Here is a 17815-nt window from a genome sequence, read left to right as displayed (position 1 = left end):
CGGTACTACCAATACATCCGGCGTTTTTCCGATTTGTTTAGCGGCCCGGCCGGAAGGGGTGGGCGAAAGCCCGGAACAGGCAAAAAAAGCCGGCAAGGGCAAAAGACCTTGCCGGCGCCTCAGCCCGCGCTAAACAAACCGGAAAACCGGCGGATATATTGGTTGTGGGCATATCGGCCCCAAGCAAACGCTGCGGCCGGATGCCCGAGGGCAGCCGGGAGAAGCCGGTTTCGCCATTCCTGAAACCTCCATCCGAGTCACCGCATGTTTATCGTCATCACGCTAAATCACGTCAGGGCCGTCAAGGCATGGGCGGAAAAGCATGGCGGAAGCGCCAACCTGGACCTGGTCAGTTTTGAACTCGAGGTCAAGGCCAAAAACCGTTTCTACAAGCTGATGCCGCAATTCAAGGGCCTCATCAACGGAAAAATGGTGCACATCCCGGGGTTTTCCAAAGATTCCAGAGGCTTCATCGGCTGGCTGCCCTATCGGCCGCTGCGCTGGCCGCTTGCCGTGGACAAGCTGGCCTTCAAATCGCGCATGCGGGCGCAAGGCGTGCTCACGCCTGAATGGTGGCTGCCCGGTGAACCAAATCCCGGCCATGACTACATCTTCAAAAAGTCCGTCGGCTCTTTTGGCTACGAGATTCGCGGGCCGTTCCGCCAGGGCTCGCCCACACCCATGGCCCCTGGCGACGGCTTCTTCACCCAAGCCGGCGAGGGCGTGGTCTTCGCGGAGAGATTTATCCCCGGCCGCATCGTCAAAGCCTGGTTCTGGGGTGATTCGCCGTTTCACCTGCAATTGCACGACTTTCCCGCGGTGGTCGGCGACGGCCAGCGGACCATCGCGCAACTTCTGCAGGAACTGTTCAAGGACGCGGGCCTGCAAATGGACAACTACGCGGAGATGTCTTTTGTGACGTCCACGCTGGCATTCCAGCAACTCGGCATGGACGACGTTCTGGCACCCCAGAGGCGCGCCTGGGTCGACTTCCGCTACGGCCGCGAATTCTCGCCCGAAAACAGGAACGCGGCGAACGACAACAAGCTGGATACCGTGGCCCCCCACACTTTGGGCCAGCTCCACAAGCTCGGCTGGCACTTGGGGGAATACCTGAAAACGGAATTTCCGGCGCCCGTCCAATATTCGGTGGACGGCGTGCTGGACGAGGACGGCAACATCTGGTGGCTGGAGATGAATTCCAACCCCATCTTCCCGCCAACCGGCTACGGCATGATGCTCGACACCCTCTTTGGCGTGGCGCCCCCGAGGGCGGACGCGACCCCGCGAGACGCCGCCGGGAACGCCGCGGCATCGGCGCAATCCGGGCCCGAAACGGCAGTCCGCAACAAGGCCGCGCCGGCCTTGCCGGAGATGTCCGTATGAGAAAAACCGCGGCCGCGAAAGCCTCTTACCTGCCGGCGTCCGGCAAGAGCAGCCTTCCCGGGGCCATACTCGCGGCGCGCGGGGATGCCGCGCGTATCTGTCCCATGTTCGCCGGCCCCTGCCTGATCAGCGGCGACAAGATCCTGGTCCGGGCGGTTGATGAAGAGATCGAGGTGCGCGCACCGCGCCGCCTGCTCGAAATCGTGTTCCTGCTCTGCGACGGCAGCAAAACCAGGCCGCAGGTACTCGAGGAGTATTCGGCGCGAAGCGCCAGGCCCCTGCCCGTCGAGGAGTTCTCGGAATTCCTGGACTTCCTGTTCGGCGAAAGAGTGCTCATCGACGCCGTCCTGGCCTGCGCCAATGCGAACAGCTATGCCTTTCAGCGCAGCCCCGTGGGCCTGGGCGCCGACCCCAAGCTCACCAACACGATTGCCGAGCGCTTTTCGGCCGCGGATAAGGGAGCCGGAAATCGGGGCCCTGTTTTCAAAATTCCGTCCGCGCCCCTGGAGCCGTTTTTCCAGTCGCGCGAAAGCTGCTATACCTTTGACGACCAGAAGCCCCCCTCGGCGCCGGCGGTCCACAAGCTCTTGTGGTCGATAGCGGGTGTCGTGCAGGCAACCCATCCGCGCTTCATCCGGCACCAGGTCCCCCAGCGTACGCTGGCCTCGGCCGGGGCCATGCACCTGCTGGAGGTTTATGTCGCCCTGCAGCGCGCGGTGGGAGACATTGCTCCCGGCATCTATCGCGTCGAATATCCGGCGGAAAAATCAATCCGCTTGCGGCCCGTCAACCAATTGCATGGGCTGCTGCCGCGCGCGTTCAGCAAGCCATGGCAGATCAAATACGCGACCGGGGCCCTCTTTGTCGTGGCCGATCCCGCCGTGGCGGCACTGCGCTACCGCAACAGGTCACTGCAGTATTTGTTCATGGAAGCCGGCGCGGCGCTTCACAATGCGGGGCTTTCGGCGCCCGGCCTGGGCCTTGGTTTCGCCACTTTGGGCAGTTACTACGAGGACGTGGTGGCCAGGTTCTGCGAACTCGATTCGCAACTCATTCTGGGCGCCGCGGTGTTCGGCAACAAGCCCACCCCGGCGCAGGTCGCGCAATACCGCAGCGGCGCGGATTTCGACTTCGCCTGGGTGCAAAACCATTCCACGCTCTATTCGCTGCCCTTTTACATGGGACGCGCCGAGCTCAAGAACTCCCTGCACGAACTGCCCCCCACATGGGGGCGGGATCGCGATCCATGGCTCGCCGCCCTCAAGGCGCAAGCCGAAGCCGTCGAGCGCCTGGGCTACTACGAGCCGAAAAACATCCAGAAGGCCAGGATAGGCGACCTGCCGGGCGCGATAGCCCCCACGGAGTTCGTTCGCTACCACCCGGCGCAGTATGCCGACCCCGACTTCCCCTATCGCCCGTTCGACGACAAGGCCAGCTATCTCTGGACACGCGGCATCGACCTGATCGAAGGGCGCGAAGTTCATGTGCTCGCGGACCTGGTCTACATGCGCAGCGGGCTGGAAAAGCACGGCCATACGCCTTCAGCTCTGGTGACACAGATGACCTCGTCAGGGTGCGCAGCGGGTGCCGGCATCGACGACGCGGTCTACCGCGGCCTGCTCGAACTCATAGAGCGCGACGCGTTTATCGGCCATTGGTTAAGCCAGACCTGCGGCGACCCCATCGCGCCGCACACGGTGCCGCAAGCCGTTGCGCAACGAATCCGCAGCCTCGAGGCGGCCGGCTGCAAAGTCAGCCTTCAGCGGCTGCACTCGCTCTGGGCGCCGGTCGCGCTGGTCGCCGCGCAGCACGAGGAGCGCCACTTCACGACGATGGCGACGGCAGCCGGCGCGGACTTCACGGCGGCTGCATTGGCCGCGCTCGATGAGCTGGAGGGCCGGGTGTTTTCGCACCTGAACGGCAACCCCTCCCCCATCGACAGCGTGGCGCAAGTGGCATTGGCCGGCCACCATTTCCACATCTACGGCTTCAGGAAGCATTTTCGCAAGGCCGACAAGGTGCTGTTTCCCGCGCCGTCAGCAGCCCGGCTCGAGGCCTGGCCGGAAGCTGAACCCATCGAGAGCCTGGCTCCGCTGCTGGACAAATTCGCCGAGGCGGACTTGCGGCCCATCGCTGTCGACATCACGCCGAAAAACTGCGCCATTGAACAGGGCCGGCTACCCCTGTCCGTCGCAAAAGTGCTTGTCCCCGGATTGTTGCCGATGTATTTCGGCTATCAACGAGAACCTTTGGGAATGGTTACTCGGGTCCTTTCAGGATCAAAATTCCCGCATCCCTTTCCTTAACTCCAGGAGCTTTTATGCAAAAGAAGGCATTGAACACCAAACATGAATCTACGGCGAAAAGGCAGCAAGCGGCTGGCGGCGCCCAGGCGGACTTCCAGGCCAAAAGCGACCTGCGCTGGGGCGCGGTGCATAAGGCCCGCATGCCGAGGCCTCTCGGGGTTCCGCTGAGCAGCGGCGGCGGCGGCGACGACGGCGGCGGCGGCGGCATCGACCGCCTTTAATTGTCTGATGGCCGCAAGCGGGGTTCGGCGGCCCTGGCCCCGAACCCCGCTTGTTTTTCATCCCGCATATGAACAGCTCTCAAATTCCTTGCTGCGAAATTTCCGACGACCTGCTGGACCCGGATCTCGCCGCCAGACTGATAGAAACGGTCCAGTGGGTTCCTGTCTATTTCATCAATCGCCGTGAACGTTTCAATTCGGACCACCTTGACTGCCATTGGTACTATCCATTGGTCTTCACACCAAGCCCGGCTGACGACCTCGGCCCGGTTCAGCTCGCGTTCGACGACTTGGACCCGAGCCTCGATGCCATCAAACAATGCTGGGATGTGATTCGCCGCTCCCATGACGTCCCGGTCGAGCTGTACGACTGCACGCTGTCTAGCAATTCCTTTGGCACCGAAGGCCGGGCGCACTACGATCTTGGCCCGAACGAGCGGGCCATGCGCCATCGCCATGTGACGGCGCTGGTGTACTGTGCAAAGGAATGGCATATCAACTGGGGCGGGGAAACCATCGTCTTCGACGAAAACGAGCATGTCATAGGCGCGGCGCTTCCCAAACCCGGCCGCGTTGTCAAGATTCTGGGAGACCCCATGCATGTCGGCCGCGGCGTCTCGCGCATCTGTCCGTCAGACCGGCGCGTGCTCGCCTTCAAATACCTGCTACCGGAGCATACCGATGGACCATCCTCCTGAAAACGACCGGGCGGCCTCCTTGCTGGCCGAGGGCCTGGCGGCAAGCCGGGCCGGGGCATCCGCGCAGGCCTTCGAGCTGTTCCGGCGCAGTGCCGAGGCCGACCCTCGCGCCGCGGAACCGCATTTGCTGATGGCTGCGCAACACGCGGCGCAAGGCCATTTCGAAGAAGCGGAAGCGGCCTTCGCAAATGCCATCCTGCTGGCACCCGGGTTGCATATCGCGCGCTACCAGCTTGGCCTGCTGCAAATGAGCGGCGGCCGGATGGCGCTCGCCGCGCTGAGCTGGCAACCGCTTCTGCAGCTGCCCGAAGGCAATGCGCTGCTTCATTTCGTGCGCGGCTATATGGCCTTGGCCAACGACGAGTTCGCACAGGCGCTGCTTCACTTCGAGTCGGGCCTGAGGCTCAACACCAGCAATCCGGCGCTGTCGGCGGATATTGGCAAGGTCATGGCCCGTATCCGCGAACTCCCGGCTGGGGCTGCCCCGCACAACGACCCGTCGCCGGATCCGGATAGGGGCGACGTCCAGCACGTGCTGCTGTCGAACTACCAATCGACCGAGAAATAAATGGCACAGTTCATCGAGAGCACCGCAGCATGACGGCCATCGAGCGTTCCTCGCAGTTGCTGGCCTTCCTGCGCTCGCGCGTTGCGCAGGCCCAGCCAGTCGACGCCGCTGCGCCCCACAAACCCGCCAGCCAGCCCGCGGCCTCGCCGGGATCGTCCGGCGCGGCGTTGCCGCAGGCGCTCGAACTTCTGCAGGCGAAGATCAAACAACAGCTGCTGCAGGAGCTGCGCAAGCTCGACAAGGCCGACCCGCAGCTTTCCGCGAAGGCGTTCCGGCTCTTCATGGGCGCCGTGCTCAAGCAGCAATTCCCGGCGTTGGCCGGGCAGGATGCCGAACTGTCGCGCCTGGTGGAACAGGTCACCGCGCAGATGGAATCGGACTCCGAACTGGGACTGGCCATGGAAGACGCCGCCGCACACCTGGTAAGAAACGCCAACACGGCGATTTGACCCGCATGCGGCAGCCTGGCGCGGCGGCTTAGAGCAGGCCGTCCGTCATCTCCGTGAGGTTCTGGCCCTTCGCGCTGTCGCGGCTGCTCAAAAGCCTGTGTGCCAACTTGCGGATAGCCTCGACGTCATTCACACCTCCGTCGAGGATGGCCTGGGCATAACGCCCCGACATATTGGTGCGGTCTATCCGCAGTGCTATCTCCGCATGTTCGCGGGCCAGGTCGGTCCGCTGCTTGAGCGCCATCACCACGGCCAGGCCGCCATGGCTTTCGGCGAAATTCCGGTCCATGGCAAGCGCGGTTGCGAAGCTCTTCTCCGCGGCATCCATATCGCGCATCAGCAGTTCGGCCCAACCCTGGCCGTGCCAGGTGCCGATATGTCCGGGCATGGCCTCGAGCGCCCTTGCGAAGTCGCGCCGGGCCAGATCCAGTTTTCCGTCCAGCATCAGCGCGAACGCGCGCGCCGACCAGGCCCGGCCGTCTTGTGGATTCAGCGCGAGGGCGCGATCAGACCATTCCACCGCCAGGTCGGCCCGCCTTTGCGCCAGCGACAGCGTAGCCTGCGTGACGAAGGCCTCGATAGGCGCTGCGGGGTGGCCCGCCGGGTTCGCGTCGTTCAAGGCCATTGCAACCCAGCGACGCGCCGAAGCGAGATCGGAGGCGTCGATGGCGATCAAGCTGGCGACGCCTGCCGCGCCCGGATCAAGAAGCTGCCTGTCCTCGGCTTGTTTTGTCCACACGCAGGCGCGCTCCAGGTCGCCGGCGCGATGCAAGGCGCGAAGCCACAACAACTGCAGCGCCCGCTCCGCCGCGTCCGGCGATGGGGCCTGCGCGTCGCCGGGCTGTTCCATGTGCGGCGCAAGCCGCTCAACGCAGGCGGCGAACAAGCCTTCGCGCAGATCAATAAAAGCCAGGTTGTGCAACACCACGGCCATGAAGCCTGGCGGCGCGCCGGCAATGCCCGCCAGCAGATCCAGTTGTTCGCGCGCGCGATCGTAGCGGCCCTGGGCCAGCCAGAAATCGCCTTCCTTTAACGCCCATGCCGGGTAGGTTCCCGCAAGCGCCTGGCCATGCCGAAGATGGAACTCGGCGCGCTCCCATTCAGCGCATTGCAGCGCCACATCGAACACCTCCCCGAGCAGCGACAGGTTGTTGGGGTCGGTTTCGAGGTATTTTTCGAGCTGCCGCAAACGGTCCTGGTTCATCGGTTACTTTCAATTGAATAAGTGGAAACACACATGGATCGCCGCGATCAGGCGAAGACGTCGCAGGCGTCCGGTGCCAGCCCCTGGCGCAGATTTTTCAGGGCCTGCTGGTGGATCTGTGAAACCCGGCTGCGTTTGACTCCCAGCATATGCCCGATCTCGTCGAAGGGAATGTCCTGAAGGTAATGGCAGCGGATGACGGTTCTCTCCTGCTCGCTGAGCCTTGCCACCAGTGTCCGCAAGCTGTCCTGCAGGCGCTGGATTTCATTTTTCTGGAAATAGGTGACTTCGGCCGACGCGGCCATGGCCGCACCGTCCGCCGGCTCCGACTCGATCATGCCGGTGCCTTCCAGCATGACACCCAGCGCCAGCCCGATGCCGACCTCTGCAAGGTAGGAGAACAGCAACTGCTCCGACTTCTTGCCTCCCGGCGGGCCGGCCGTGCCGTCATGCGTCAAGTTTTGGGAAAGTTTGTCGGCTGCGGCGGTTTTCGCGGCTTGCAGGCGGTCGCGCTGTACTTCCCGGCGGACCGCGATCTGCTGGTTTTTCTCCGTGAGGCGTTCAAGGCCGCTGAGGATCGCGCCCTGCATCCGCCTGGCCGCGAAGGTCCTGAACTGCGCACCGAGAGCCGGGTCGTAACGATCGAGCGATTCGAGCAAACCCACGCGCGCAAGCTGCAAATACTCTTCGAACTCGATTTCATCATGAGTCCGGCGCGCATAGTAAGTTGCCGCGACGACCCGCGCATAAGGCAGATGCCGCTGCAACAGACGCTCACGGGCGGCGGCATCACGCCTCTGAATCCAGTCCTGCCAGAGCGCGGCCTCGCCGTCGTCGGCAAGCGCGGCGGCGGTGGTCTGTGCGTTGCTGCGGGCGGACATCGCGTTGAACCCCTGAAATTTCAGTGAAAACTGCCGACCAGCGCCTTGAGCACCAGGCTCCAGCCGTCGACCAGGATGAACATCAGTATCTTGATGGGCAGGGCGATGGTGGTGGGCGGCATCATCATCATGCCCAGGGCCATCAGGATGCTGGACACGATGAGGTCTATCAGCAAAAAGGGCAGGAAGATCACAAAGCCGATCTGGAAGGCCGCGCGCAGTTCGGACAGCATGAAGGCGGGAATGAGCTGGACGTTGCTGATGTCGTCCATGGACTGCGGAACCGGCGCCTTCGACAGCTCCACCATCAGCGCCAGGTCGGCTTCGCGGGTCTGCCGCACCATGAACTCACGCAGCGGCCCCACGCCCTTGTCGTAGCCTTGCTCCATGCCGATGCGCCCCGCCATGAAGGGCTCGAAAGCCTCCACATTGATCTTCTGCAGGACCGGCGACATGGTGAACATCGTGAGGAACAGGGCCAGGCCTATCAAGGCGGTGTTGGGCGGCGTCTCGGGCATGCCGATGGCGTGGCGCAGCATGGACAGCACGATGATGGTGCGCAGGAAACTCGTCAGGCACACCAGCATGGCCGGCAGTATCGCCAGGACCGTCAGGCCGAGCACGACACGCAGCGCCTGCGAGGTTTCCGTTGCGGGCGTTTTGCTTGCCGCGGCGGGCGCGGGCGCACGCGGTCGGGCCGCCGCCGCGGGTGGCTGCGCCGCGGACAGCGCCGGGCTGGCCTTGAGCAGGACGGAAGGCTCGCCGGCGGAATCCCGGGCGCCCGGCGCTTCAGCGCTGACAGCGCTTTCCACGACCGGCTCGGTGGTTTGCGCGCTCACCGATGCCCAGCAGCACAGCATGCCAACCAGAACGCCGGCGACCCAGCGCCGCGGCAAGGCCGTGACAGGTGAACGCGTCATGGCTTGTCCTCCGCCTCGGGCGATTCAGGCAGCGCGCGCTCGGACAGCAAAGTCATGGTCTGGTCCGCGCATCCGATCAACAGGCGGCGGCCGCGCCATTCGATTTCGTGAACACTGTGCCTGGGCGAGAGGCGCGTGCTGCCATGGAGCAGGAGGTTTTTTCTGGACGGCGTAAGGCCCCATAAACGCAAGCCCGTCGCGGCGCTTTCGGGGCCGGAAGCCAGCGCGCGCTTGCGCCATGCCCACCACCCAAAACCCGCAAGGCCGAGCACCAAAACCAGGGCAATGGCGGCCAGGGAGGGACTTGCATCGCCGGAAGCCGGTGCCGAGTCCTGTTTGAAGGGAATCGTCTTGGGCAGAACGACAGGAGCGCTCGCCATGGACGCGGAAGGGCTTGCAGCGGCGGACGCCGCCGCGTTCTGGGCGTACGCGGCGGCGTGGCTGAACAACAGGCACGCCGCCATCATCCGCAGGATGCGGAAAAAAAGCGGGGACCGGTTCAGCACGGCTGATCCGCGACCTTGAGCCCGCTGCAACAACACACCGGCAAGCCTCATGGCTTGGTGTCGGGCGACAGGCCGCCTTGAATATCCAGCGGCAGCGGCAATTCCGTGATGCGGACCGCAAAACGGTCATCGAGTGCCACCAGCTGCCCACGGGCAACCACCTGGCCCTCCAGCAGCAGGTCCACGGGCTCCCCCACAGCCCGGTCCAGCACCAGCAGCTGATTTTTGGAGGCGGACATCAGTTCGCCGACGGTGAGCGTCGCCGACCCCAGGTAGACCTGGAGCGTGGCTTTCACCTGGTGCAGGGGATGGGACGCCTTGCCTTCGGGCCGCCAGCTGTTTTTCTCGGCAGGTGCTCCCTCAGGCTGCTGGCGCCTGTCGTTCGCCGGCGCATGGGGGAATGCAATCGGGCGGACCGTGAGCGCCGAGATCTCGGGCTTGTCGGAATCGGCCCCCGGATAGGCGGGGGTGTGGGGAGGTGGATTCATCATTTTTCCAAGGACTGTATTCACGTTGGGTCTCAGGTTAGGGTTGCGTGCCGGCGAGTTCCAGCGATTTAAAACCGTTTGTCTGCGTCATCCAGGCATGGGCCACTTTTTCGCGGTTTTCAGAAAAGAGCTCAGAAGGCTGGTCCAGCAGGTGCTCAAGCGCAATGACGTCGCCGACCCGCAGGTTCTGGAGCGCGCCAAGCGACAGGGTGCATGGGCGTAAGTAAGCCTGCAGCGCCAGCGTGCGCTCGCCCAAGGCGGCATCCACGCGGACCAGATCGGTTTGCGGCGAGGTTTTGGGTGTGCCCGGTTTTGCCTCGCCGGCATTCACAAGGATGGCATCCACACCGGCGGCCTCCAGCGCCACAGTCCACTGAAGGCCCGCAAGGTGGAACTCGGCCAGCAAAACGCCGGAAAATTCCTCGGGCCTGGGCCAGTCAAGCGCCCGGACCTTGATCTCCGCCGGCACCGCTGCGCCTGCCTGGCGCGGCGTGCACGCAAGGGCCCACTGCCGCCAGAAGTCCTGCCACATGGCCAAGGCCATCTCCGCGGCCATGGACCCGGGGGCCGGTGCGGGTTCCGGCAACTGGCGCTCGTCCGCCGTACCCCAGAGGTGTGCGGCAAAGCGCTCCAGGGCAAAGCCGGGCGCCGCTCCGCCATCATTCACGCGCCAGCGCAGATTCGGCAGGCCGGCGCCGTGGCCGCCAAACTCGCACACCATCCACGGTTGATGCCAGGCCCCGGCACAGGCCGGATCAAGGGCATCGGAGACCCGGACTTCAAGAGCCCCGGTTTCCGCGCGCGCGCCGCGCCAGTCCCAGGCGCCTTGCCAGCGCGAAAGTGCCGCCGAGATGACAGCGCCCACGCGCTCACGCTGGGCGGCTGAAAACACCCTGAGCTCGCGCAGCCTCGAAGCGGCGTCCGCCTCGGCAATCAGGGCGGTCCCCGCCGCATACACATCAACCATCACCATCATTTGCCTTTCAGCGCAAACAGTTCCTGCAGCATTTCGTTGGAGGTCGAGATCACCTGGGAGCTGGCCTGAAAGCCTCGCTGCATCACCACCAGGTCGCTGAACTCCTGCGAGAGGTCCACGTTGGCGATCTCCACGGATGCGGAGCGTATCGAGCCGAAGCCGCCCTCCTCCGCGCTGCCTGTGCTCCAGTGTTCCGGGTCCAGCGCGCTGAACTGGTTGTTGCCCACCGTGCCCACCGCATCCAGGGAATCGAAGCGGCCCAGGGCCAGGCGCGTGCTTTTGACGGTCTGGCTGTTCGAGTAGCCCAGCACCAGGGTCCCCGTGGAATCAAAACTGGCCTGGGTCAAGGCGCCCGGCGTGACGCCATCCTGCGAGGACATGGCCAGTGTCGACAGGTTGCCCGCGGCAAAGGAGGTCACGTCGGTGCTGAAATCCAGCACCAGCGGCATCGCCTTGGCTCCGGCGGGCGTGTAGGTCATGCTGAGTTTGGCGGTTGCGGCGGTGGGCTTGCCGTCAAAAAAGATGATCTGCCGGGTCGCGAGCACCGCGGTGCCCTCGATCAGCTCGACCCTCCAGCTTCCCGGGGTCGTCGCATCCGTGTTGGTGAATTTGACGTTCAGCGTATGCGCGCCGCCCAGCGCGTCGAGGACGCGCACGCCACCCACGGTCTGGTCGGTGACGGTGCTGGAGAGATTGCCGCTGAACTTGACGGTCCCGGTGGCCTTTCCCGCGTTGGTGCCCAGCCCGGAGAGGCTGATTTCAGTGAGTCCCCCATCGGCGGAGCGGCCCATGACCTTGGCGTTGTCCGCCTGGTTCACCAGCACGCCCGCGCCGTTGAATTTGAACTGGCCGGCCCGCGTATAGGTGATGTTTCCTTCCGCGTCCCTCAGGGTGAACAAACCCTGGCCGTCGATCGCCATGTCCAGCGGATTGTCGGTTTGCCGGATCTCCCCCTGCTTGAAGGAGAGCACGGTCGATCCCGCATTGAGGCCGTAGCCCAGGCCGCCGTAGCTGCCCGAACCGCTGTTGCTGGCCAGGTTGCTGTTGGAATAAAAGAGGTCGGAAAACTGCAGGCTGGAGCCCTTGAATCCCGGGGTGTTGAGGTTGGCCGTGTTGTTCGCGATCACCCGCAAACCTTTGGAATATCCCAGCAGGCCGGTCATTCCGACATAGATCGAATCAAGCATTGTGTTCTCCGGTTGTGCCGTGCATGTCCGGCCTTAGCGCACCGCAACGATCTGGCTGATGCTGACGCCGTCTATCACCGCCCCCGAAGCGGTTTTCACGCTGAGGGACGGCGCGCTTCCCTGCAAGGACAGCGCCGTGACGGTGCCCGTCAGCGTGCCCGAGGCCGTCGTGGCGTCGACGGTGCGCCCGATCAGCCCCACCGACTGCAAGGCCGCCTGGTTGTTGATCAGGGTCTCGATTTTGGTGTTGAGCTGCTGGGTCTGCTCGACGCTGGTGAACTGGGCAATCTGGGCCATGAACTCCTGGTTGTCCATGGGCTTGAGCGGATCCTGGTACGAAAGCTGGGTCAACAGCACTTTCAGGAAGTCCTGGAGCCCGAGGCTGCTGGCCTGCAAATTGGACGAGGAACTGCTTTGCGGGGCGCTGATCGCGGAGATGGTCATGGAAACTCCTTGGGCTGGGTGAAATAGGAAAACCTTGAAGCGGGAGAGGAAGAAGCATCAAAGACGGTCTTGCCATTGCAGACCAGCTTGGCGAGCCGGCTTCGCTGCTCCTCGAGACAGGCGCGGATTTGGGGCAGAAGCTGCGCCACCTGCGCTTGTGCGGCATCGGCCTGGGCATCGATGCCCAGCCACACGGTGACCTCCGGCCCATGCCATTCGGCATGCAGGCGTATCGCCTGCGGGCCCGGGCCGGGCTCCTCGCTGTACGGGGGCACCGCCGGCGCATCAAACGCCTGTGCCGCCAATTCGCCGGCTTCGGCGCAAGGCTTGAGGCCCATCACCTTCAGGCGCGACGCGCCCGCCAGCGCAAGCGCCAGGCCGGCAAGCCGTATGTCCATGGCAGGCAGGCGGCCGGTTTCGGGCCCGGGCGGGCGGGCGGCGGTCATGGCGGGCACCGGCATTGCAAGCGGGCCTCGCAACATCGCAGTGGGGACTGCCGGCGCCGGTCCCGCCATCCTGTCCGTCTTCGCCGCATCGCCCGGCGATGCCGGATGCGGCCGGCCTGGATTCAGGGGAGCCCGGCCGGGCGCGCCTTCAGGCCGGCCATCGGCGCGCGCCGCGGCCTGCCCCGGTTTGAACCAGCTGTGCCGCTGCGCCTGCTCCATCTCACGCTTCCAGGCGCCGGCGGATGGCTGCTGGTCGCCGGAAGCGGCCTTGGGCGTCGGGCGCGGCCCGACCTGGCCTTCGCGCAAAGGGGGCATGGGGAGCAAGGGGGAACTCATGCGCCGGCTCCCGGTTCGGCCGGCGGGCTCGCCGGTGCCTTGTTGAAAGCCTCGCGCACCATCCAGTCCCGGTCGGCTTCGGCCGCATGGCGCTGCGACTGCTCACGCACATAAATATCCACGGCCCCCGATTCGTGGGAGCGCAGGCCTTCAAGCCGGGCCTCGGCGGCACGGCATAGCTGCAGCACCTCCACGCGCGTCTTGTCCAGCGCCGCCAGCTGGGCCTGCAGCGTTTTCATCGAGGCCTGCAGCTGGGCCAGGTAAAGCAGCCCGGCCTGGTGCCGGGAGGAGTCCAGGCCCGCCTGGAGTTGCCGCCCCAGCTTCTCGCACGCCTGCCGGTGCAGGCCTTCGGCCGCATCCTGTTCGGCGCGCACGGATGCCAGCTGCTGCTGCACCTTGGCGAGTTTCCCGTTCAAGGCATCGAGCTCCCATTGGGCCCGCCTGGCCAGGGACTCCAGCGGATATTTGAATCCGCGCAGGTCGCCTTTTGCGGAATTCCTGTTGCCCGGCGGGTTCATCGCGAGCCTCCGGTTTTTGCGCCCACGGCTGCGGCCGGGGCCGCCGCGGTTTCCGCCATGCAGGCCCGCAATTGTTCCAGCGCGCGAGGGCGGTCAAAGCCGCCTTCGCGCTGCGTCATCCATTCCTTGAGCACCGTGTCGCGCCGCAATGCCTGGTCCAGCAAGGGATTGGTCCCGGCTTCGTAGGCGCCGATTTCCACCATCTGCCGGTTGCGCTCCACCAGCGAAATATGCCGGGTCACGCGATGGACCAGTTCACGTTCGGCGCTGTCCGTCAGGTCCGTGCGCAGGCGGCTGGTGCTTTGCAGGACATCGATGGCGGGATACTGGCCGGTGTGGGCCAGCGCGCGCGACAGCACGATATGCCCGTCCAGGATGGCGCGCAAATTGTCCGAGATGGGTTCGTTGAAATCGTCGCCTTCCACCAAAACCGTGAGAAGGGCCGTGATGGAGCCGCCGCTGTCGGAGGTGCCGAAGCGTTCGCACAGCTGCGGCAGCTCGGCAAATACCGAGGGGGTGTAGCCCCGGGCCGTGGGCGGCTCGCCCGCCGAGAGCCCGACTTCGCGGCGGGCCATCGCAAGCCTTGTGACCGAGTCCATGGTGAGCAGGACCTGCTGCCCCTGCTCCCTGAAGTATTCGGCAATGGCGACCGCCGCATGGGCGGCGCGTATCCGGGCCAGCGCGGGCTGGTCCGCGGTGGCCACCACGACGACGGAGCGGCGCAGGCCCTCGGGGCCCAGCTGCTTGTCGATAAAGTCCCGCACTTCCCGCCCCCGCTCGCCTATCAGTGCGATGACGTTGATGTCGGCTTTGACATGGCGCGCGATCATGCCGAGCAAGGTGCTTTTGCCGACCCCGCTTCCCGCGAAGATGCCCACGCGCTGGCCCTGGCCGAGCGTCAGCAGGCCATCGATCGCCCGGATGCCGGTCTCGATGATGCGCGCCACCGGGGGGCGTTTCATGGGGTTGACGGGCGCGCCGTGCAAAGGGACGCTGCGCACCGTGGCCGGCCGCGCGCCGCCATCCAGGGCTTCGCCGAAACCGTCGATGACGCGGCCGACCAGGGCCGGCCCCACGCCGAACATCGATGCCCGGCCGAGCGCGACCACCTCGGCGCCGGCGCTGACGCCCTGCAGCGAGCCGTAGGGCAGCAGCGTGACATGGCCGGCATGCAAGCCGACCACCTCGGCCAGGACGCCGGCGTCTTCCGCGGACGGGCCGCTTGTGGAGCCCCGCGCCGATGGGCGGTGCGCCGCCAGGCGCGGGTGAATCCGGCACAGCTCGCCGACCGTGGCGTCCGGCCCCTGCGCCTGGATGGCCAGGCCCTGGACCTGGCGCACCCAGCCTACCCGCCTCATCAGGTCCCGTTCCTTGAGCGCCTGCGAATAAGCCCCCAGCCCTGGGCCGGGGGTTGGGGCGATGTTTGCCGGGTTGGACCTCATGCGGCCCCCTCCGCGCGGCGTGTTGCGCGGGTCTGCAGCAGCATGGACTTGAAGGCCTCGAGCTGCACCTCGAGGCGGGCATCGAGCGCGCCCTCGGGTGAACGCAACATGCAGCCGCCCACGGCAAGCTCCGCATTGGCCACCCAGCGGATCGCGTGATGCGCCTGCGCGGCGTAGCGGTCCGCCAGCTCCTTGTCCCCTTCAAGCCACTCCAGGTCTTGCGGGTGAACATGAATCTCGAGCGCGGCCTTGCCTCGCCAGTGACTGAGCGCGTTCTTGACAGCGGCCCTCACCATGTCCGGCGTTGCGGCTGTTTCACCCAGCACCCGGCAGAATGCCTCAAACACAAGCGCCACCATGTCGTCCTCGGCGCCTTCGAGAAAACCGGTTTTCTCGCGCGCCGCCGTTTGGGCCAGGCGGTGTATTTTTTCCAGGGCCTCGACCAGCTTCTGCTGGCCGGCATGGTCGCTTTCCAAAGCCGCGCGGCGGTCCGTTTCGGAACGCTCCAGGGCCTGTTGGAGGCCGGCCTCATAGCCGTCTTTTTCGCCTTGGGCCCGGCCGGCTTCATAGCCGGCAGCACGCGCTTCCTGCCGGGCCTGCTCACGGCCCGCGTCGGCGTCAAGAGGCGTCGGGCCGGCCGGCGCGGGCGCCGGTTTCCCGGAACCCGCGGCGTGCAAGGGCAGGACCGCGGGCGCACGCGGCGCTCCGCGCAACTCCAGCGGCGCGCCCTCCGCAACCCCTCTGATGACAAAACTATCGGTATTCATCCGCGGGCCTTGATGGGTGCAACGATGCTGGACCAGAACCGACGACGCTCCCGCCACCAGCGCTCAACACCACCGGCCAGGCCGTGGGCCTCGCTTCGCGAAGGCGTACAGGCCTGAGCGTTCCGGTAACGCTCAAGCAGGCCCCGCAGCAGCGCAAGCTGCAGTTCAGCGGCTTGCGCCTGGCCGGCCCCGGCGCTGAACCCCGGGCTGTCGAGCTGCAGCCGCAGCGACAGCCGCCTGTGCGTCTCCAGCGCCGCCAGCAGGGAGTCGGCCCACGGCCAGGCTTTCAGGGACAGCAGGAACGCCAGCAGCGCGACCGGCTCCGCTTTCAGGATGGGAAGCAACAGCTCCGCGCGCGCGCCGTCGAGCTCGCGCTTGACGGCCTCCAGGGACAACTCGCCGGCGCCGGCCTTGCCCGCGGGGGCGGGTTCCCGGGGCGCCTCATGGCTTGGACGCAGGGCCCCCAGAAGAGCGGGATCGGAAGGCAAGCCCAAACTGCGCAATTCCTCCAGCAGGGATTGCAGCTCGGCCGCCTCGATGGCCGGAAGCTGCCGCAGCAGCCATGCGGCATCCTGCGGCGCCATCGCATGCAATGTCAGCGCGGCCTGCCGCACGGGGGAGGATATGTCCAGGCTCACGATTTCAGTCCCGCGGGCGGTGACTCTTGCTGCATCCAGGCGCGGACCTGGTGCAGCGCTGCTTGCCTCTGTTCCTCGCTCATCGCGGGAGCCGCAGCCTTTTTCCTGTGCAGCAGGAGCCAAACCAGGCCGCCCAGCACGGCCAGCAACAGGCCCGCGATGGCCACGACGGGCGCGGGCATGTCGCCCTGCGCCGCGGCGGATGCGCCCGCGGCGCGGGGCGCGTCGCTGACCGCATCGGAAACCGCCGGCAGGGGCATGGCGCCGCTCTTGAGGCTCTGGACAACCACCGTGTCACCGCGTTCTATCGAAGCGCCCACCGCCGCGGCAATGACTTTTCGCGTCTGCTCCTCGTCGCCGGCATCCAGGGCTTTGCGAACGACGGCGACCACCTGAATGCGGCGGATCGAACCCGGCTGGCTGACCACCTGCTCAACCCTTCGCCCCGCCTGGTATTCCACCTCCCGCTGCGTGCTGCCGTTCGCACCGGTGCCGGGACGCGCATCCAGCGGCGCAACCCCGGAATCACGCACGGACTCGCGCTCGCGCACCATGACCCCTGCGGGGGATTTGTTCTCCCGTCCGGGCGCCGCGATGACTTCTTCGGTGGTGGTGCGGATCTGGTCCATGTTCAGCAGGACGTCCACGCTGGCGATCGCCTGGCCGGCCCCAAAGCTCTGGTCCAGCACCAGGGCCGCCTTGCGGGCCAGGTAGTCTTCGGTTTCTTTCTTGAGGTCGAGCCGGGCCGAGCTGTTGGCCGGCGCCGCGCCGCTTTCCGCATTGGCGGTCACGCGGCTCAGAGCAACGCCCTGGTGGTTGACGACGGCGACGTCGGCCAGGGTCATTCCCGGCGTGGCGGAAGCGACCAGGTGCTGGATGCCGAAGACCTGCTCGGGGCGAAGGTTCTGGCCCTGCTTGAGCGTCAGGGTGATGGCGGCCTTGGGCTTGCTGCTGGCCTGCTTGAACAGGCCCTGCTCCGGAAGCGCCAGGTGGACACGCACCTCGCTGACCTCGGCCAGCGACAGGATGGTGCGCGTCAACTCGCCCTGAAGCGCCCGCTGGTAGTTGATCTTCTGGGCAAATTCGGTCATGCCGAAATCGGTGTTGTTGAACAGCTCGAACCCGACGACACCCTGCAAGGGAATTTCCTTGCCCATCAGCTTGATCCGCGTCGCATGCACCTGCGTTTTGTCGACAAGAATGGTCGAGCCCCCGTCGCCGAGGCGGTAGGGCACTTTTTGCTTGTCGAGCTCCGCCGTCATCGCGAGGGCGTCCTGGGGCTTGAGGTCGGTGAACAGCACCTGGTATTCCACCCTGAAAGCCCACCAGGCAAAAAAGACCACGGCGCCCAGGAACAGCACCAGCCCGCCCACCAGGAGCGCGCGAGCCGGCCGGGCGAGCCCTTTCCAGAAATCGATCATTGCTTCAGCTTTC

At 65.6% G+C, this 17815-nt stretch carries 20 protein-coding genes; 6 read left to right on the top strand and 14 right to left on the bottom strand.

What is annotated here, in order from left to right; all coding sequences use genetic code 11:
- Positions 1–264: 264 nt before the first annotated feature.
- The 6 genes from ACEN9P_RS18520 to ACEN9P_RS18495 all read left to right on the top strand — a co-directional run bounded on the left by ACEN9P_RS18520 (position 265) and on the right by ACEN9P_RS18495 (position 5628).
- Positions 265–1386, top strand: coding sequence for a hypothetical protein (locus ACEN9P_RS18520; protein WP_477660796.1), 1122 nt, complete (start codon positions 265–267; stop codon positions 1384–1386).
- Between the two features lie 104 nt (positions 1387–1490).
- On the top strand, positions 1491–3692 hold the full coding sequence (locus tag ACEN9P_RS18515; RefSeq protein ID WP_495620089.1) for a YcaO-like family protein: 2202 nt from the start codon (positions 1491–1493) through the stop codon (positions 3690–3692).
- Between the two features lie 14 nt (positions 3693–3706).
- The gene (locus tag ACEN9P_RS18510) at positions 3707–3913 is read left to right on the top strand and encodes a hypothetical protein (protein WP_495620088.1); all 207 of its coding nucleotides are present in this window, start codon (positions 3707–3709) and stop codon (positions 3911–3913) included.
- A gap of 68 nt (positions 3914–3981) precedes the next feature.
- A complete protein-coding gene (locus ACEN9P_RS18505; RefSeq protein ID WP_477660793.1) occupies positions 3982–4611 on the top strand; it encodes a 2OG-Fe(II) oxygenase in 630 nt (209 codons plus the stop codon).
- Positions 4595–5179: a hypothetical protein gene (locus ACEN9P_RS18500; RefSeq protein WP_495620087.1), complete on the top strand. Its 585-nt coding sequence runs from the start codon at positions 4595–4597 to the stop codon at positions 5177–5179. Before ACEN9P_RS18505 ends, ACEN9P_RS18500 begins: the two co-directional genes overlap by 17 nt.
- Before the next feature lie 29 nt (positions 5180–5208).
- Positions 5209–5628, top strand: a complete 420-nt coding sequence (locus tag ACEN9P_RS18495; protein ID WP_495620086.1) for a hypothetical protein — start codon at positions 5209–5211, stop codon at positions 5626–5628.
- Between the two features lie 28 nt (positions 5629–5656).
- Here the strand turns inward: ACEN9P_RS18495 and ACEN9P_RS18490 are convergent, their stop codons facing one another.
- Genes ACEN9P_RS18490 through fliF form a run of 14 tightly spaced genes read right to left on the bottom strand, consistent with a single transcriptional unit; the run spans position 5657 to position 17802 of the window.
- On the bottom strand, positions 5657–6832 hold the full coding sequence (locus ACEN9P_RS18490) for a hypothetical protein (RefSeq protein ID WP_495620085.1): 1176 nt from the start codon (positions 6830–6832) through the stop codon (positions 5657–5659).
- A gap of 47 nt (positions 6833–6879) precedes the next feature.
- A complete protein-coding gene (locus ACEN9P_RS18485) occupies positions 6880–7713 on the bottom strand; it encodes a sigma-70 family RNA polymerase sigma factor (protein WP_477660789.1) in 834 nt (277 codons plus the stop codon).
- Between the two features lie 20 nt (positions 7714–7733).
- Positions 7734–8633 carry a flagellar type III secretion system pore protein FliP gene (gene fliP, locus ACEN9P_RS18480; protein ID WP_495620084.1) on the bottom strand — a complete coding sequence of 300 codons (900 nt, stop codon included), beginning with the start codon at positions 8631–8633 and terminating at the stop codon, positions 7734–7736.
- On the bottom strand, positions 8630–9190 hold the full coding sequence (locus ACEN9P_RS18475) for a flagellar biosynthetic protein FliO (RefSeq protein WP_495620083.1): 561 nt from the start codon (positions 9188–9190) through the stop codon (positions 8630–8632). Before ACEN9P_RS18475 ends, fliP begins: the two co-directional genes overlap by 4 nt.
- Entirely contained in the window at positions 9187–9630 is a 444-nt protein-coding gene (locus ACEN9P_RS18470; protein ID WP_495620082.1) for a FliM/FliN family flagellar motor switch protein, read from the bottom strand. Before ACEN9P_RS18470 ends, ACEN9P_RS18475 begins: the two co-directional genes overlap by 4 nt.
- A gap of 34 nt (positions 9631–9664) precedes the next feature.
- Positions 9665–10603, bottom strand: a complete 939-nt coding sequence (locus tag ACEN9P_RS18465) for a FliM/FliN family flagellar motor C-terminal domain-containing protein (RefSeq protein WP_495620081.1) — start codon at positions 10601–10603, stop codon at positions 9665–9667.
- Entirely contained in the window at positions 10600–11790 is a 1191-nt protein-coding gene (locus ACEN9P_RS18460) for a flagellar hook-basal body complex protein (protein ID WP_477660784.1), read from the bottom strand. The genes ACEN9P_RS18465 and ACEN9P_RS18460 overlap by 4 nt, the downstream gene beginning before the upstream one ends.
- A 33-nt stretch (positions 11791–11823) precedes the next feature.
- Positions 11824–12234: a flagellar hook assembly protein FlgD gene (locus ACEN9P_RS18455; protein WP_477660783.1), complete on the bottom strand. Its 411-nt coding sequence runs from the start codon at positions 12232–12234 to the stop codon at positions 11824–11826.
- On the bottom strand, positions 12231–13016 hold the full coding sequence (locus ACEN9P_RS18450; RefSeq protein ID WP_495620080.1) for a hypothetical protein: 786 nt from the start codon (positions 13014–13016) through the stop codon (positions 12231–12233). The genes ACEN9P_RS18455 and ACEN9P_RS18450 overlap by 4 nt, the downstream gene beginning before the upstream one ends.
- Positions 13013–13534, bottom strand: a complete 522-nt coding sequence (locus tag ACEN9P_RS18445) for a hypothetical protein (protein WP_495620079.1) — start codon at positions 13532–13534, stop codon at positions 13013–13015. Before ACEN9P_RS18445 ends, ACEN9P_RS18450 begins: the two co-directional genes overlap by 4 nt.
- Positions 13531–14976, bottom strand: coding sequence for a FliI/YscN family ATPase (locus ACEN9P_RS18440; RefSeq protein WP_495620078.1), 1446 nt, complete (start codon positions 14974–14976; stop codon positions 13531–13533). Before ACEN9P_RS18440 ends, ACEN9P_RS18445 begins: the two co-directional genes overlap by 4 nt.
- Positions 14973–15743, bottom strand: coding sequence for a FliH/SctL family protein (locus tag ACEN9P_RS18435; RefSeq protein ID WP_495620077.1), 771 nt, complete (start codon positions 15741–15743; stop codon positions 14973–14975). Before ACEN9P_RS18435 ends, ACEN9P_RS18440 begins: the two co-directional genes overlap by 4 nt.
- Entirely contained in the window at positions 15740–16381 is a 642-nt protein-coding gene (locus ACEN9P_RS18430; protein ID WP_477660778.1) for a hypothetical protein, read from the bottom strand. The genes ACEN9P_RS18435 and ACEN9P_RS18430 overlap by 4 nt, the downstream gene beginning before the upstream one ends.
- A complete protein-coding gene (gene fliF, locus ACEN9P_RS18425) occupies positions 16378–17802 on the bottom strand; it encodes a flagellar basal-body MS-ring/collar protein FliF (protein ID WP_495620076.1) in 1425 nt (474 codons plus the stop codon). The genes ACEN9P_RS18430 and fliF overlap by 4 nt, the downstream gene beginning before the upstream one ends.
- Positions 17803–17815 lie beyond the last annotated feature (13 nt).

Source organism: Polaromonas sp. Polasp52 (genome assembly GCF_059491565.1).
This window is presented reverse-complemented; position numbering and strand designations above follow the sequence as displayed.

What these genes read in the sequence shown, in the direction of transcription:
- ACEN9P_RS18490 (WP_495620085.1), bottom strand. Translation starts at nt 6,832, where the DNA reads ATGAACCAGGACCGTTTGCGGCAGCTCGAAAAATACCTCGAAACCGAC.
- ACEN9P_RS18520 (WP_477660796.1), top strand. Translation starts at nt 265, where the DNA reads ATGTTTATCGTCATCACGCTAAATCACGTCAGGGCCGTCAAGGCATGG.
- fliP (WP_495620084.1), bottom strand. Translation starts at nt 8,633, where the DNA reads ATGACGCGTTCACCTGTCACGGCCTTGCCGCGGCGCTGGGTCGCCGGC.
- ACEN9P_RS18465 (WP_495620081.1), bottom strand. Translation starts at nt 10,603, where the DNA reads ATGATGGTGATGGTTGATGTGTATGCGGCGGGGACCGCCCTGATTGCC.
- ACEN9P_RS18450 (WP_495620080.1), bottom strand. Translation starts at nt 13,016, where the DNA reads ATGAGTTCCCCCTTGCTCCCCATGCCCCCTTTGCGCGAAGGCCAGGTC.
- fliF (WP_495620076.1), bottom strand. Translation starts at nt 17,802, where the DNA reads ATGATCGATTTCTGGAAAGGGCTCGCCCGGCCGGCTCGCGCGCTCCTG.
- ACEN9P_RS18475 (WP_495620083.1), bottom strand. Translation starts at nt 9,190, where the DNA reads ATGAGGCTTGCCGGTGTGTTGTTGCAGCGGGCTCAAGGTCGCGGATCA.
- ACEN9P_RS18460 (WP_477660784.1), bottom strand. Translation starts at nt 11,790, where the DNA reads ATGCTTGATTCGATCTATGTCGGAATGACCGGCCTGCTGGGATATTCC.
- ACEN9P_RS18495 (WP_495620086.1), top strand. Translation starts at nt 5,209, where the DNA reads ATGACGGCCATCGAGCGTTCCTCGCAGTTGCTGGCCTTCCTGCGCTCG.
- ACEN9P_RS18455 (WP_477660783.1), bottom strand. Translation starts at nt 12,234, where the DNA reads ATGACCATCTCCGCGATCAGCGCCCCGCAAAGCAGTTCCTCGTCCAAT.
- ACEN9P_RS18510 (WP_495620088.1), top strand. Translation starts at nt 3,707, where the DNA reads ATGCAAAAGAAGGCATTGAACACCAAACATGAATCTACGGCGAAAAGG.
- ACEN9P_RS18435 (WP_495620077.1), bottom strand. Translation starts at nt 15,743, where the DNA reads ATGAATACCGATAGTTTTGTCATCAGAGGGGTTGCGGAGGGCGCGCCG.
- ACEN9P_RS18515 (WP_495620089.1), top strand. Translation starts at nt 1,491, where the DNA reads ATGTTCGCCGGCCCCTGCCTGATCAGCGGCGACAAGATCCTGGTCCGG.
- ACEN9P_RS18445 (WP_495620079.1), bottom strand. Translation starts at nt 13,534, where the DNA reads ATGAACCCGCCGGGCAACAGGAATTCCGCAAAAGGCGACCTGCGCGGA.
- ACEN9P_RS18505 (WP_477660793.1), top strand. Translation starts at nt 3,982, where the DNA reads ATGAACAGCTCTCAAATTCCTTGCTGCGAAATTTCCGACGACCTGCTG.
- ACEN9P_RS18485 (WP_477660789.1), bottom strand. Translation starts at nt 7,713, where the DNA reads ATGTCCGCCCGCAGCAACGCACAGACCACCGCCGCCGCGCTTGCCGAC.
- ACEN9P_RS18500 (WP_495620087.1), top strand. Translation starts at nt 4,595, where the DNA reads ATGGACCATCCTCCTGAAAACGACCGGGCGGCCTCCTTGCTGGCCGAG.
- ACEN9P_RS18470 (WP_495620082.1), bottom strand. Translation starts at nt 9,630, where the DNA reads ATGATGAATCCACCTCCCCACACCCCCGCCTATCCGGGGGCCGATTCC.
- ACEN9P_RS18440 (WP_495620078.1), bottom strand. Translation starts at nt 14,976, where the DNA reads ATGAGGTCCAACCCGGCAAACATCGCCCCAACCCCCGGCCCAGGGCTG.